The following is a 14,255-nucleotide window of genomic DNA, read 5'->3' as shown; positions in this document are numbered from 1 at the left end:
CGCGTGCGCACGCGAGAAGCCGCAGATTGTAAGGATGAGTTGTTCATGAAGACCTTGGTAATTGCAGAGAAGCCATCAGTGGCGCAGGACATCGTGCGCGCGCTCACGCCGGTGGCCGGCAAGTTCGACAAGCACGAGGAACATTTCGAGAACGAGCAGTACGTCGTGACCAGCGCGGTCGGCCACCTGGTGGAGATCCAGGCACCGGAGGAGTTCGACGTCAAGCGCGGCAAGTGGAGCTTCGCCAACCTGCCGGTGATCCCGCCGCACTTCGACCTGAAGCCGGTCGACAAGACCAAGACCCGCCTCAACGCGGTGGTGAAGCAGGCCAAGCGCAAGGACGTGAGCCAGCTGATCAACGCCTGCGACGCGGGCCGCGAGGGCGAGCTGATCTTCCGCCTGATCGAGCAGTACGCTGGCGGCAAGGTCCCGCTGGGCAAGCCGGTCAGGCGCCTGTGGCTGCAGTCGATGACGCCGCAGGCGATCCGCGACGGCTTCGAGCAGCTGCGCACCGAGCAGCAGATGAAGGGCCTGGCCGACGCCGCGCGCTCGCGCTCGGAGGCCGACTGGCTGGTCGGCATCAACGGCACCCGCGCCATGACCGCGTTCAACTCGCGCGACGGCGGCTTCTTCCTCACTACGGTCGGACGGGTGCAGACGCCCACACTGTCGGTGGTGGTCGAGCGCGAGGAGAAGATCCGCAAGTTCGTGAGCCGCGACTACTGGGAAGTGCATGGCAGCTTCCTCGCCGAGGCGGGCACTTATCCGGGCAAGTGGTTCGACCCGACCTGGAAGAAGCCGCCGCCCGGACCCGACGGCCTGGCCGATCCCGAGCAGCGCGCCGATCGCGTCTGGAACGAACGCGAAGCCAAGGAAATCGCCGAGGCGGCCCGCGGCAAGCCGGCCAGCGTCACCGAGGAAAGCAAGCCCACCACCACGGCCTCGCCCCTGCTGTTCGACCTGACCTCGCTGCAGCGCGAGGCCAACAGCCGCTTCGGCTACAGCGCCAAGACCACGCTTGCCCTGGCGCAGAGCCTCTACGAGCGCCACAAGGCGCTGACCTACCCGCGGACCGACTCACGCGCGCTGCCCGAGGACTACCTGCCGGTGGTCAAGCAGACCATGGGCATGCTCGCCAACAGCGGCATGAAGCACCTCGCTCCCTTCGCCAGGCAGGCGCTGGACGACAACTACGTGAAGCCGTCGAAGCGCATCTTCGACAACGCCAAGGTCAGCGACCACTTTGCGATCATTCCCACGCTGCAGGCGCCCAGCGGCTTGTCGGACGCCGAGCAGAAGCTCTACGACTTCGTGGTGCGGCGCTTCCTGTCGGTGTTCTTCCCGAGCGCCGAGTACCAGGTGACCACGCGCATCAGCACGGTGGAGCAGGGCGGCAAGAAATACCCCTTCCGCACCGACGGCAAGGTGCTGGTCAAGCCGGGCTGGCTCGCCATCTACGGCAAGGAAGCCCAGGACGACGAGAAGGAAGACGACAAGGACGGCAAGCGCCTCGTGCCGGTCAAGCCGGGCGAGATCGTGCAGGTCGAATCGGCGGAGCTCAAGGCACTCAAGACCCGCCCGCCGGCGCGCTACTCCGAAGCGACGCTGCTCGGCGCCATGGAAGGCGCCGGCAAGACCATCGACGACGACGAGCTGCGCGAGGCGATGCAGGAAAAGGGCCTGGGCACGCCTGCCACGCGCGCCGCGATCATCGAAGGCCTGCTGGCCGAGAAGTACATGCACCGCGAAGGCCGCGAGCTGATCCCCACCGCCAAGGCCTTCCAGCTGATGACGCTGCTGCGCGGCCTGGGGGTAGAGGAGCTGTCCAAGGCCGAGCTCACCGGCGAGTGGGAATACAAGCTCGCGCAGATGGAGCACGGCAAGCTCAGCCGGGCCGCCTTCATGCGCGAGATCGCCGAAATGACGGAGCACATCGTCAAGAAGGCCAAGGAATACGACCGCGACACCGTGCCCGGCGACTACGCGACGCTGGCCACGCCCTGTCCCAACTGCGGCGGCGTGGTGCGCGAGAACTACCGCCGCTATGCCTGCACCGGCAAGCCTGGCCAGGAAGGCTGCGGCTTCTCCTTCGGCAAGTCGCCGGCCGGCCGCACCTTCGAGGTGGCGGAGGCCGAGCAGCTGGTGCGCGACAAGCACATCGGCCCGCTGGAGGGCTTCCGGTCCAAGGCCGGCTGGCCCTTCACCTCGGAGATCATCCTCAAGTACGACGAGGAGGCGAAGAACTGGAAGCTGGAGTTCGACTTCGGCGACGACAAGAACGGCGAGACTGGCGAGATCGTCGACTTCAGCGACCAGCATCCGCTGGGCCCCTGCCCGAAGTGCGGCGCGCGCGTGTTCGAGAACGCCAGCAACTATGTCTGCGAGAAGTCCGTGCCCACCGATGCCCAGCCCACGCCCAGCTGCGACTTCAAGACCGGCAAGATCATCCTGCAGCAGCCGGTGGAGCGCGCGCAGGTCGAGAAGCTGCTGGCCACCGGCAAGACCGACCTGCTGGACAAGTTCGTCTCGATGCGCACGCGCCGGCCCTTCAAGGCCTTCCTGGCCTGGAATGCGGAGGATGGCAAGGTGAGCTTCGAGTTCGAACCGCGCGATAGCAAGTTCCCGGCGCGCAAGAGCTTTGCCAAGGCGGCGCCGGCGGCGGCGAAGAAGGCCGCTGCACCGGCCAAGGCGAAGGCGCCCGCGGCGAAGAAGGCCGCCGCGCGCAAGCCCGCGGCTGGCCTGAAACCCAGCGATGCGCTGGCCGCGGTGATCGGCGCGGAACCTGTGGCGCGCACCGAGGTCATCAAGAAGCTATGGGACTACATCAAGGCCCATGGGCTGCAGGACCCGGCCAACAAGCGGGCCGTCAATGCCGACGCCAAGCTCAGGCCGGTGTTCGGCAAGGACCAGGTGACGATGTTCGAGATCGCCGGTATCGTGGGCAAGCACCTGAGCTGACGAAAGGAAAACCCAGTGAAGAAATTCGTTTCCGCCTTGTGCCTCGTCGCAGCGCTGGGCGCCGTCGCGGGCTGCGCCTCGTCGCCCGCGCCCGCCGGCGGCGAGCGCCCGACCATCGGCAGCAGCAGTGGCGTGACGGTGTTCGGAACCATCGATGCGGCCGTGAGCGGCACGCGCAACCGCTCCTCGCGCGACTAGCGCCGCCCTAGCGCATCAGCAGCGCCTGCCGCAGCAGCCGCGCCGCGCGGTTGCGGATGCGGCCCGGCGCGGTGCGCAGCGGCCCCCTCGGGCTCACCTTCGCGGTCGCGCAGGCCCACAGGAAGTCTTCCAGGATCGGCGTGTCGTCCACCGTCTCGGTGCTGCCGTACTTGTGGAATTCCGGATGCCACTGGGTGGCGGCGATGTAGCTGCGCCCGCGCCCGTCCTTGCGGCGGATGGCTTCGGGCACGTGGTCGGGAATGCTCCAGGCCTCGACCTCGAAGCCGGGCGCCAGATCCTTCACGCCCTGGTGGTGGATGCTGTTGACCCGCGCGCGCTCGATGCTCGGATAAAGCTTCGCCAGTCGCGAGCCGGGCGCGAAGCCGATCTGGTGGAAGTTCTGGTCGTAGGTCACCGGGTCGCGGTGCCGCAGCGCGTTCGGGTGCTGCGCCTCGATGTCCTGGTAGAGCGTGCCGCCGAAGGCCACGTTGATGAGCTGCAGGCCGCGGCAGACGCCGAAGATGGGCTTGCCGGCCTCCTCGAAGGCCTCGACCAGCGCGAGGTCGTAGAGGTCGCGGACGCGGTCGCCGACCCAGGCGTCCTTCAGCGGCACCTCGCCGTAGCTGCCGGGCCAGACGTCGGCGCCGCCGTGCATCACCACCCCATCCAGCCATTCCGCGTAGTGCGAGAGCTTGGTGTCGCCGCGCGCCGTCTCGCCGGTGGGGCAGGGCACCATGACCACCATGGCACCGGCCGACATCAGCCAGTGGGTGATCGACTGCTCGACGTACTGCAGCGTCTTGTTGGTGAACAGCGATCGCGCCGGGTCGGCGTGGGAAAAACAGGCGGACAAGCCGATCTTCAATCGGCCGGAAACGGTTTGTGGCATCGCGATCAAGGCGCCGCGCTGGGGCCGCGCGCCTTCGGTAACGGTACAAGCATTGTGAAACGTTCCAAAGCCCCTCGCAGTGGACAGCACACCCCGCTGCTGCGTCGGACAGCGCCGCGGGGATAGGATCGCCCTCTTTGGCGTGCGACTCGACACACAGGAGTGACCGAATGAAGATCATCCAGGGCCCGGCCATCTTTCTGGCCCAGTTCGCGGGCGATGCCGCTCCCTTCAACTCGCTCGACGCCATCGCGGGCTGGGTGGCGGGCCTGGGCTACAAGGGCGTGCAGATCCCGAGCTGGGACGCCCGTCTCTTCGACCTGCGCCTGGCGGCGGACAGCAAGACCTACTGCGAGGAAGTGCAGGGCACGCTGGCGCGGCATGGCATCCGGATCACCGAGCTCTCGACCCACCTGCAGGGCCAGTTGGTGGCCGTGCACCCGGCCTACGACGCCGGCTTCGACGGCTTCGCGGCACCCGAGGTGCGCAACGACCCGGTCAAGCGCCAGGCCTGGGCGGTGGAGCAGCTGCACCTGGCGGCCAGGGCCTCGTCGAACCTCGGGCTCACGGCGCACGCCACCTTCTCGGGCGCGCTGGCCTGGCCCTACTTCTACTCGTGGCCGCCGCGCCCGCCGGGCCTGATCGAGGAGGCCTTCGACGAGCTGGCGCGGCGCTGGCTGCCGATCCTCAATGCCTTCGACGATGCCGGCGTCGATGTCTGCTACGAGATCCACCCGGGCGAGGACCTGCACGACGGCGTCAGCTACGAGATGTTCCTCGAGCGCGTGGGCCAGCACCCGCGCGCCTGCCTGCTCTACGACCCCAGCCACTTCGTGCTGCAGCAGCTCGACTACCTGGCCTACATTGACCACTATCACGAGCGCATCAAGATCTTCCACGTGAAGGATGCGGAGTTCAATCCGACCGGCAAGCAGGGCGTCTACGGCGGCTTTCAGCCGTGGATCGGCCGGGCCGGCCGCTTCCGCTCCCTGGGAGACGGCCAGGTCGACTTCGGGGCCATCTTCTCGAAGATGGCGGCCTACGACTTCCCCGGCTGGGCGGTGCTGGAATGGGAGTGCTGCCTCAAGCATCCGGAGGACGGGGCGCGCGAGGGCGCGCAGTTCATCGCCGACCACATCATCCGCGTGGCCGACCGGGCCTTCGACGACTTCGCGGCCGGCGGCATCGACAGTGCTGCCAACCGCAGGATGCTGGGCATCCCGGGCTGAGTCAGATCCCCGCCGGCTTGCGCAGCGTCTTCATGCGGTCCACCGCATGGATGCGGACCTTGCGCGTCTCCGAGCCCTGCTGCACCGTGAGCTCCACCTCGGCGTCGGGCGCGGCCCGCTTCCAGAGCTGCTTGTAGAAGGCCTCCAGCGTGGCCACCTGGATGCCGTCCACCTCCAGCACCACGTCCCCCGGCTGGAGCCCGGCGGCCAGCGCCGGCCCCTGACGGTCGACGCGCACGATCTGCACATGCCCGTCGCGCTCCGAGGACGAGAGGCCCAGCCAGGGCCGGACGCTGGCGCGCGTGTGGCCGGTGGCCTGCATCTCGTCCAGCACCGGGCGCAGCAGCTCGACCGGCACGAACATGTTGCCCGGGATCACCCGCGGTTCCTGGCCCTCTGCCGCCTTCTCCAGCACGAACAGGCTGCCGATGCCCAGCAACTCGCCGTGCCGGTTGAAGAGCGGTGCCCCGCTGTGGTTGGGAACCGGCGGACTGGTGAAGAGGGCCGACTCGATGTGGTACTCCCAATAGCCCGAGAAGGGCCGCACGGCCAGCAGCCGGGTGAAGCCCACCTCGGTGCCGCTGTTGCTGCCGGTGGCGACCAGCAGCGGCTCGCCGGGGGCCAGGCCGCTCACGCCCGCGAAGGGCACCGGCGTGATGCCGCGCAGGGGCACCAGCGGCCGCAGCAGGCCGAAGCCGGTCGCCAGGTCGTAGGCGACCTGGCGCGCGGGCAGGGTGCGGTCGTCCTGCGTGATGACCTCGATGGTCTCGGCCTCGAGCAGCAGGTAGCCGATGGTGAGGATCAGCCCGTCGGGCCCGATCACCACGCCGGAGCCGGAGCGCCGCGCGCCCAGGCTGTCGGCCGAGGTCGCGCCCTCGGTCACGGTGACGCGCAGGGCGACCACCGCGTCGCCCGCACGCTGCAGGGCCTGGACCTGGGCATCGGGCCGGGGCGGCGAGGCGGCCAGGGCCAGCGGGACGGCGGCAAGCAGGAGCAGCCAGAAGATCCCGGCGACCAGCATCTGGAGCCGCCGGGACGATGCTCGATCTTTCATGGCCGCGCTCCTTGGAACGATGGTTGATGCGATGGTGCGCCGCAGGCCGGGCGCTCGCAAGCGCGTTTCGCGATGTCGTTCCGGCGGCCATGGGCTTTGGCTCTGGCCGTGACCGCGTCGAGCAACAGTCATGCCAGTCCGGTTAGAATGCGGGGTTCGCTTCGATGTCGACGAAGCATTTCGTCACTCCCCGGCCGACCTGGGTTCCTCAGGCTCTCTTTCGGCCGGCTCGCGCAGTGTGTTGGTGCGCCAGGCCGGGTGCCCATGAATGCCGCCACTGCCTTCGTACTCCATTGAAGCGAATAGAGCGCGCTGTCCGCTCCGGTGGGCGCCATATCCGGCGGGCCCGCGCCCTTCTCACTGTTTCAGGCGCAAGGCGGTGTCGCCTTGCGCAGGCGCCCGATTCGAATCATCCACGCAACATTCAGAGGTCCTCATGCCCAAGGAAGAACTGATCGAAATGAACGGTGCAGTCACCGAAGTGCTGCCCGACTCCCGCTACCGCGTGACCCTGGACAACGGTCATCAATTGATCGCCTACAGCGGCGGCAAGATGCGCAAGCACCACATCCGCATCCTGGCCGGCGACAAGGTGTCGCTGGAGCTCTCGCCCTACGACCTGACCAAGGGCCGCATCACCTTCCGCCACCTGGAGCGCCGCGGCCCGCCGCCGACCGGGGGCAACAACGGCCCGCGCCGCTGAGCAGCGCTGCCGTGACCGGTCCCGCCGTCGACTTTTCGACGTTGCCGCTTTCGCCGCCCACGCTGGCGAACCTGCGGCAGCTCGGCTACCTGCAGATGACGCCGATCCAGGCGGCCAGCCTGCCGGCGGCGCTGGCCGGCGCGGACCTCATCGCGCAAGCCAAGACCGGCAGCGGCAAGACGGCGGCTTTCGCACTCCCCCTGCTGGCGCGGCTCGACCCGCGCCGCTTCGCAGTCCAGGCCCTGGTGCTGTGCCCGACGCGCGAGCTGGCCGACCAGGTGACGGCCGAGATCCGCCGCCTCGCCCGGGCCGAGGAGAACATCAAGGTGGTCACGTTGTGCGGCGGCGTCGCGCTGCGCGGGCAGCTGTCCAGCCTGGCGCATGGTGCCCACATCGTGGTCGGCACGCCGGGCCGCGTGCTCGATCACCTGGAGCGCAGCAGCCTGCAGCTCGACGCCCTCTCCACGCTGGTGCTCGACGAGGCCGACCGCATGCTGGACATGGGCTTCCTCGACGACATCGCGACCGTCGTGCGCCAGTGCCCGAAGGAACGCCAGACCCTGCTGTTCTCTGCCACCTATCCCGAGGGCATCGCCAAGCTCGCCGCGCAGTTCATGAAGAACCCGCAGCAGATCGCCGTGGCGGCGCAGCATGAGGAGGGCCAGATCCGCCAGCGCTGGTACGAGGTGAAGGACAGCGAGCGCCTGCACGCCGTCGGCCTGCTGCTGAACAGTTTCCGTCCGCAAAGCACGCTGGCCTTCTGCAACACCAAGCAGCAGTGCCGCGACCTGGCGCAGGTGCTCCAGGCCCAGGGCTTCAGCGCGCTCGCCCTGTTCGGCGAGCTCGAGCAGCGAGAGCGCGACCAGGTGCTGGTGCAGTTCGCCAACCGCAGCTGCTCGGTGCTGGTCGCCACCGATGTGGCGGCGCGCGGGCTCGACATAGCGCAGCTCGAAGCCGTGATCAACGTCGACGTGACGCCCGACGCCGAGATCCATGTCCACCGCATCGGCCGCACCGGCCGCGCCGGCGCCGAAGGCCTGGCGCTCAGCCTCGCCAGCCTCGACGAGATGGGCCGCGTCGGCAAGATCGAGCAGTTGCAGGGCCGCGAATGCGAATGGCATCCGTTGGCCGAGCTGGCTTTGGCCGCGAACGACGCCGAAGGCCCGCTGCAGCCGCCCATGGCCACGCTGCAGATCACGGGCGGGCGCAAGGACAAGATCCGCGCCGGCGACGTGCTGGGCGCGCTCACCGGCGAGGCCGGCTTCACCCGCGAGCAGGTCGGCAGGATCAGCATCAACGAGTTCTCGACCTACGTGGCGGTCGACCGGCGCATCGCGAGCGAGGCCCTCCACAAGCTTTCGACGGGTCGCGTCAAGGGCCGGGCCGTCAAGGTCCGGCTGCTCGATGTGGCCTAATGTCGCCCTTTCCTCTTTTTTCACCGAGCCTTCCATGACCCAGAAGATCCGCACCGAGGCCGACCGCAAGGCCACCCCCCCGCCCGTTCCCACGTCCGGCTACACCCTGCCCAGGATGGGTGGCGGCCAGAAGGTGAGCCTGGAGCGCGGCACCGCGACCCGCAGCAAGAAGAACCCGGGCAAGCGGGCCAAGAAGGGCGGCTGAAGCCCGACCGGCTTTTTTCTTCACACGAACGACGCGCCTACGGGCGCGTTTTTCTTGGGGCGCCAGCGCATGTCCGACGACTACCAGATCCACATCCCGCCTTCCTTCTTCGCGCTCTACACCGATGCGCGGCAGCGCCTGGCCGAACCCATTGGCACCGTGCGGGAGCGCTACGAGGTCTGCGAGGACCTTGCCAACCACCTCGTCTCGCACGCACAGGTGCTGAACCATGTCGAGGTGCCGTCGGAGGCGGAGATCCTCACGCGCATTCATGACGGCCTGAGCACGCCCGAGGCGGGCGTGTCGGCAGCCGAAGCCCGCTGGATCGTCCGGCGGCTGGCTGAACTGCTCGGCTGGAACGGCGAGCCCTTCGAGCACCAGCCCGCCGATTAGGGTCTGGCCAGCCTCAGCGCAGCCCGACGCGCGAGGCGTGCCAGCGCAGCACTGCCGCACGCTGCGGGTCGGTGGCCTCGAGGCCGTTCGCGCGCTGGTGCAGCGCGCGCATCTCTTCGACTTCTTCGATGATCCTGCCGGGGCTGAACAAGGCGTCGAGCAGCACGCCGGCTTCGTCGGCCAAGGCCTTCAACGTGCCGATCAAGCCGCCGGATGCGCGCGAGCCTGACGAGCGTTCGAGGGCTGACATGCGGGAACTCCTGGATTGCGGATGGGATGGGGCGATCTTATAGGGTTTACCCGAGACCCCCATCTCGCCTCAAACGCAAGCCCCTTCGCGCGCCCATCGCGGGCTAACCCGGATACGGAATCTCAGAAAAGTTGACCATGGTCAAGCCGCCTTTCGCGGCCCGCGCGCAGCATTGCCGCACTGGGATTTCGACTGCGATGCCAAGCAAGAAGAGCGCAGATTCAACAGGAGACAACATGATCGAAAGCATCTTTACGCGCGCCCGGACCCGCGGCACCCAAGCCCTGGCCGCCGCCCTGCTGGCCCTGGCCGGCACCACGCCCGCACTGGCCTGGGAGCCGACCAAGCCGGTGGAGTTCGTGATCCCTGCCGGCACCGGCGGCGGGGCCGACCAGATGGCGCGCCTGCTGCAGGGCATCATCATCAAGTACAAGCTGATGAAGGAGCCGCTGATCGTCGTCAACAAGTCGGGCGGCGCCGGCGCCGAAGGCTTCCTCGCGGTGAAGGAGGCCAAGGGCGATCCGCACAAGATCATCATCTCGCTGTCGAACCTGTTCACCACGCCGATGGCCACCGGCGTGCCCTTCAACTACAAGGACATGACCCCGGTCGCCATGCTGGCGCTCGACCAGTTCGTGCTGTGGACCAACGCCGAGCAGCCCTACAAGAACGCCGGCGAGTACATCGCCGCGGTCAAGGCCGCGGGCCCGAACAAGTTCAAGATGGCCGGCACCGGCTCCAAGCAGGAAGACCAGATCATCACGGTCGCGCTCGAGAAGGCCACCGGCACCAAGTTCATCTACGTGCCCTTCAAGGGCGGTGGCGAGGTGGCGGTGCAGCTGGTGGGCGGCCACGTGAACTCCACCGTCAACAACCCGATCGAGGCGGTCGCCCAGTGGCGCGCCGGCAAGCTGCGCGCGCTGTGCGTGTTCGACGATGAGCGCATGCCCTTCAAGACCAAGGTCACCGACACCCAGTCGTGGAACGACATCCCGACCTGCAAGGAAGCCGGCGTGCCGACCAAGTACACCATGCTGCGCGGCATCTTCATGCCCGCCGGCGTGACGCCCGACCAGCTCGCCTTCTACGTGAACCTGCTGACCAAGGTGGCCGAGACGCCCGACTGGAAGGAGTACATGGAGAAGGGCGCCTTCAACCCGACCTTCATGACCGGCGACGCCTTCTCCAAATGGCTCGCGAGCGCCGAGGTCACGCACCGTACGCTGATGACCGAGGCCGGCTTCCTCGCCGCCAGCGCCAAGTAGCCAGGTAGCAGCGGCAGGGCGCCGCGCGCTCGCGCGGCCGGCTGGATGGCGGGAAGCCCGCCTCCGATCTTTTCTCGACACACACGATGGGGGCTCCATGGAGCACAACGAGAATTCCGACAGCGCGGTGCGCACCGGCGTGCGCACCAATATCGTCGAGGCGGTGGCGGCGGCCCTGCTGCTGATCATCGGCCTGGCCGTGGTCTTCGAGAGCCGCAAGCTCGGCGCGGGCTGGACCACCGACGGCCCCGGCGCCGGCTACTTTCCCTTCTACATCGGCGTGATCATCGTCGTCTCCGGCGCCGGCATCCTCTACCAGGCCCTGCTCGGCAAGAACCGGAACACCGAGGTCTTCGTCGATTCGGAGCAGTTGAAGCGCGTGCTGTCGGTGCTGGTGCCGGCCACCGTCTACGTGCTGGCCGTCACCTTCCTGGGCCTGTACGTCGCCTCGGCCATCTACATCGCGCTCTTCATGGTGGTACTCGGCAAGTACTCCTGGGTGAAGAGCGCGGGCATCGCGTTCGCCGTCAACGCGCTCTTCTTTCTCATGTTCGAAGTCTGGTTCAAGGTGCCGCTCTTCAAGGGCTCGCTCGATCCGCTTCGCTTCCTCGGTTACTGAACTTCACGGAGCGAACCCGAAATGGATGAAATCAGCGCCCTGCTGCAGGGCTTCGCCGTGATCCTGACACCCATGAACATCGTCCTGATGTTCGTCGGGATCATCCTGGGTGTGCTGATCGGCGTGCTGCCCGGACTGGGCGGCGCCAACGGCGTGGCGATCCTGCTGCCCCTCACCTTCACGATGTCGCCGACCTCGGCGATCATCATGCTGTCCTGCATCTACTGGGGCGCGTTGTTCGGCGGGGCGATCACCTCCGTGCTCTTCAACATACCGGGCGAGCCCTGGTCCGTGGCCACCACCTTCGACGGCTACCCCATGGCCCAGCAGGGCAAGGCCGGCGCCGCGCTCACCACCGCCTTCACCTCCTCTTTCGTCGGTGCCTTCCTGGCGGTGGTGATGATCACCTTCCTGGCGCCGCTGGTGGCCAAGTTCGCGCTCAAGTTCGGCTCGCCCGAGTTCTTCGCGGTGTACCTCCTGACCTTCTGCAGCTTCGTCGGCATGGGCAAGGGCTCGCCCTTCAAGATCCTGGCCTCGATGGCGCTGGGCTTCGCACTCGCCAGCGTCGGCATGGACACCGTCACGGGCCAGCTGCGCCTGACCTTCGGCCAGCCCGAGCTGATGCGCGGCTTCGACTTCCTGATCGCGGTGATCGGCCTGTTCGGCATCGGCGAGATCCTGCTGTCGATGGAGGAGGGCCTCAAGTTCTCCGGCAAGAGCGCCAAGATCGATCCCAAGGTAGTGCTGCAGACCTGGAAGCAGCTGCCGCAGTACTGGGTCACCTCGCTGCGCAGCTCGCTGATCGGCATCTGGATGGGCATCACGCCCGGGGGCGCCACGCCGGCCTCCTTCATGAGCTACGGCCTGGCCAAGAAGATGTCGAAGAGAGGTCCCAAGTTCGGCACCGGCGAGATGGAGGGCGTGGTGGCGCCCGAGACCGCGGCGCATGCCGCCGGGACCAGCGCGCTGCTGCCGATGCTGGCCCTGGGCATCCCGGGCTCGCCGACGGCGGCGGTGCTGCTGGGCGGCCTGCTGATCTGGGGCCTGCAGCCCGGGCCGCTGCTCTTCGTCGAGCAGAAGGACTTCGTCTGGGGCCTGATCGCCAGCATGTACCTGGGCAACGTCGTCGGCCTGATCGTGGTGCTGAGCACGGTGCCGCTGTTCGCCTCGATCCTGCGCATTCCCTTCTCGATCATCGCGCCGGTGATCATCGTGATCTGCGCGATCGGTGCCTACACCGTGCACAACGCGATGCTCGACATCTGGTTCATGCTCGGCTTCGGCGTGGTGGGCTACGTCTTCAAGAAGCTGGACTTCCCGCTGGCGCCGCTGGTGCTGGCCCTGGTGCTCGGCGACAAGGCCGAGGACTCCTTCCGCCAGGCCATGCTGGTGTCGCAGGGCGACGTCGGGATCATGTGGTCGAACCCGCTGGTCGGCAGCATCACCACGCTGGCGCTGACCATGCTCTTCTGGCCGCTGATCTCCAAGGTGCTGGCGATGATCAAGCCAAAAAAAGCTGACGAGTTCGCTGCCGAGCGGCCAGTGGACTGAACCCATCACAAGGAGCCTGACTCATGCCCGTCATCGCCATGACCCAGGAAATGGGTTCCCTCGCCAAGGACGTGTCGCTGCAGCTCGCCGACGCGCTCGGCTTGGCCGTGATGCGTCACGAGGCCATCGAGCGCGTGGCCGATCGCGCCCAGGTGTCGACCAGCCTGATCGGCCGCCTGCGCGACGGCAAGGCCGGCCTGGTCGAGCGCCTGACCACGGACAAGCGCAGTGTTGCGCTCTACACCGCGGAGGAGGTGTTCTCGCTGGCCGATGCCGGCAACGTGGTGCTGCGCGGCTGGGGCGCGACCTGCCTGTTGCGCCCGGTGCCGCACGTGGTGTGCGTGCGCATCACGCGTCCCCTGAAGAAGCGGGTCGAATGGCTGATGGCGCACCTGGACACCGACGATGCGGAGTTCGCCGAGGCCGAGATCCGCCGCAGCGACCATGCGCATGCCGCGCGCATGCACGAGCAGTTCGGCGTCACCTGGGGCGATCCGGTGCTCTACGACCTGGTGCTCAACACCGACCGCGTGTCGGTCGACAGCTGCGTCGAGCAGATCCGGCGCTTGGTCAACTGCCCTGAATTCGCCGAGACGCCCGCATCGCGCGCCCTGCTCGCCAGCATGGCGCTGGAGACGCGCGTGCGTGCCGCGCTGAAAGAGCATGCCGACACGCGCGACACCAGCATCACGATCCATGCGAAGGAAGGTGCGGTGGCGCTGCGCGGCATCGTGCTCGACGCCGAGGAACGCGAGCAAGCCGAGAACGTGGCCGCCGCGGTGCCCGGCGTTTCGGGCGTTGCCAATGAACTGAGGCTGATGACCAGCTCGCGCCGCTTTGCCTCGGCGAAGCAGACCTGAGTCAGATCTTTCCGCGCTTCTTCAGGCGGCTCAGGGTTTCCGCCGAGAGGTTGAGGTACGACGCCAGCTCCTTGCTCGGAATCCGATCCACCAGCTCCGGATGCTTGCGTATGAAGCGGTGCACCCGCCCCGGCGCGTCCAGCAGGTGCAGCGTGATGGTGTGCGCCATGATTTCGCTCATCCCGCGCATCACGCTGAACTCGAACAGCTCCTTGGCAGCCGGGCGGCGGTTGAGGAAGGCGATCCAATCCTTCAGCGGCAAGCTGGCCACCCGCGCCTTGGTCACGCAGACGATGCCGTAGGGCGTCGGCGTGCCCAGCCGCAGGGCGGCATAGCTGGTTTCCATGTCGAACTCGTCGGCGAAGCGCAGGATCATCTCCTTGCCTTCCGGGTTGCTCACCACCCGCTTGAGGATGCCGTCGAGGATGAAGTACTGCTCCATCTCCCGCACGCCCTGGTGCAGCAGGAAGTCGCCCTTGTTGCCGTCCACGATGGCGAGATGCGCCTCCAGCTCGGCGCGGTCGGATTCGCTCAGGTCCTTGAGCAGGATGTTCTGCCGGAGCTGCGCACGAATGATGTTCTTCTCCGGGTGGTGTTCCAACGAGGTCATGGGTTCGCGTCTTGCTCCGTTTCGCAACGACACAGGGTCTTCGCGGGGGTGTCGTT

The 14,255-nt window shown here is 67.5% G+C and carries 15 protein-coding genes; 11 read left to right on the top strand and 4 right to left on the bottom strand.

Features of this window, described 5'->3' with window-relative positions:
* Nucleotides 1–45 precede the first annotated feature (45 nt).
* Nucleotides 46–2,958 (top strand): DNA topoisomerase III, encoded by a 2,913-nt coding sequence (locus tag GXN78_RS11130; protein ID WP_106558857.1) that lies wholly within the window; start codon nucleotides 46–48, stop codon nucleotides 2,956–2,958.
* Nucleotides 2,959–2,973: 15 nt separating this feature from the next.
* Nucleotides 2,974–3,156 carry a hypothetical protein gene (locus GXN78_RS11125; RefSeq protein WP_106558858.1) on the top strand — a complete coding sequence of 61 codons (183 nt, stop codon included), beginning with the start codon at nucleotides 2,974–2,976 and terminating at the stop codon, nucleotides 3,154–3,156.
* A gap of 7 nt (nucleotides 3,157–3,163) precedes the next feature.
* On the opposite strand, the gene GXN78_RS11120 is transcribed toward GXN78_RS11125, so the two are convergent.
* Complete coding sequence (locus GXN78_RS11120; protein ID WP_106558910.1) at nucleotides 3,164–4,045, bottom strand: type 1 glutamine amidotransferase; 882 nt, start codon at nucleotides 4,043–4,045, stop codon at nucleotides 3,164–3,166.
* Between the two features lie 170 nt (nucleotides 4,046–4,215).
* On the opposite strand from GXN78_RS11120, the gene GXN78_RS11115 reads away from it, so the two are divergent.
* A complete protein-coding gene (locus GXN78_RS11115) occupies nucleotides 4,216–5,274 on the top strand; it encodes a sugar phosphate isomerase/epimerase (RefSeq protein WP_106558859.1) in 1,059 nt (352 codons plus the stop codon).
* Between the two features lies 1 nt (nucleotide 5,275).
* Here GXN78_RS11115 and GXN78_RS11110 read toward each other — a convergent pair whose 3' ends face one another.
* A complete protein-coding gene (locus GXN78_RS11110; protein WP_239142669.1) occupies nucleotides 5,276–6,328 on the bottom strand; it encodes a S1C family serine protease in 1,053 nt (350 codons plus the stop codon).
* A 436-nt stretch (nucleotides 6,329–6,764) separates the two neighbouring features.
* Here GXN78_RS11110 and infA point away from each other — a divergent pair, with 436 nt between their 5' ends.
* From infA to GXN78_RS11095, 4 genes are all read left to right on the top strand, one after another.
* Complete coding sequence (infA, locus tag GXN78_RS11105) at nucleotides 6,765–7,031, top strand: translation initiation factor IF-1 (RefSeq protein WP_068679401.1); 267 nt, start codon at nucleotides 6,765–6,767, stop codon at nucleotides 7,029–7,031.
* An 11-nt stretch (nucleotides 7,032–7,042) separates the two neighbouring features.
* Entirely contained in the window at nucleotides 7,043–8,446 is a 1,404-nt protein-coding gene (gene dbpA, locus GXN78_RS11100) for an ATP-dependent RNA helicase DbpA (RefSeq protein WP_106558861.1), read from the top strand.
* Nucleotides 8,447–8,480: 34 nt separating this feature from the next.
* Nucleotides 8,481–8,651, top strand: coding sequence for a hypothetical protein (locus tag GXN78_RS40805; protein ID WP_181360622.1), 171 nt, complete (start codon nucleotides 8,481–8,483; stop codon nucleotides 8,649–8,651).
* Between the two features lie 69 nt (nucleotides 8,652–8,720).
* Nucleotides 8,721–9,044: a hypothetical protein gene (locus GXN78_RS11095; protein WP_106558862.1), complete on the top strand. Its 324-nt coding sequence runs from the start codon at nucleotides 8,721–8,723 to the stop codon at nucleotides 9,042–9,044.
* A 13-nt stretch (nucleotides 9,045–9,057) separates the two neighbouring features.
* On the opposite strand, the gene GXN78_RS11090 is transcribed toward GXN78_RS11095, so the two are convergent.
* The gene (locus GXN78_RS11090; protein ID WP_106558863.1) at nucleotides 9,058–9,294 is read right to left on the bottom strand and encodes a hypothetical protein; all 237 of its coding nucleotides are present in this window, start codon (nucleotides 9,292–9,294) and stop codon (nucleotides 9,058–9,060) included.
* A 236-nt stretch (nucleotides 9,295–9,530) separates the two neighbouring features.
* On the opposite strand from GXN78_RS11090, the gene GXN78_RS11085 reads away from it, so the two are divergent.
* The 4 genes from GXN78_RS11085 to GXN78_RS11070 all read left to right on the top strand — a co-directional run bounded on the left by GXN78_RS11085 (nucleotide 9,531) and on the right by GXN78_RS11070 (nucleotide 13,589).
* Nucleotides 9,531–10,559, top strand: a complete 1,029-nt coding sequence (locus GXN78_RS11085; RefSeq protein WP_106558864.1) for a tripartite tricarboxylate transporter substrate-binding protein — start codon at nucleotides 9,531–9,533, stop codon at nucleotides 10,557–10,559.
* Nucleotides 10,560–10,656: 97 nt separating this feature from the next.
* Entirely contained in the window at nucleotides 10,657–11,178 is a 522-nt protein-coding gene (locus GXN78_RS11080; protein ID WP_106558865.1) for a tripartite tricarboxylate transporter TctB family protein, read from the top strand.
* Between the two features lie 21 nt (nucleotides 11,179–11,199).
* On the top strand, nucleotides 11,200–12,729 hold the full coding sequence (locus tag GXN78_RS11075) for a tripartite tricarboxylate transporter permease (protein ID WP_106558866.1): 1,530 nt from the start codon (nucleotides 11,200–11,202) through the stop codon (nucleotides 12,727–12,729).
* A 23-nt stretch (nucleotides 12,730–12,752) separates the two neighbouring features.
* Nucleotides 12,753–13,589: a cytidylate kinase family protein gene (locus GXN78_RS11070; protein ID WP_106558867.1), complete on the top strand. Its 837-nt coding sequence runs from the start codon at nucleotides 12,753–12,755 to the stop codon at nucleotides 13,587–13,589.
* 1 nt (nucleotide 13,590) lies between these two features.
* Here the strand turns inward: GXN78_RS11070 and GXN78_RS11065 are convergent, their stop codons facing one another.
* The gene (locus tag GXN78_RS11065; RefSeq protein ID WP_106558868.1) at nucleotides 13,591–14,199 is read right to left on the bottom strand and encodes a Crp/Fnr family transcriptional regulator; all 609 of its coding nucleotides are present in this window, start codon (nucleotides 14,197–14,199) and stop codon (nucleotides 13,591–13,593) included.
* Nucleotides 14,200–14,255 lie beyond the last annotated feature (56 nt).

It is taken from the genome of Variovorax sp. WS11, assembly GCF_010499245.1.
Classification (GTDB): Bacteria; Pseudomonadota; Gammaproteobacteria; order Burkholderiales; family Burkholderiaceae_C; genus Variovorax.
This window is presented reverse-complemented; position numbering and strand designations above follow the sequence as displayed.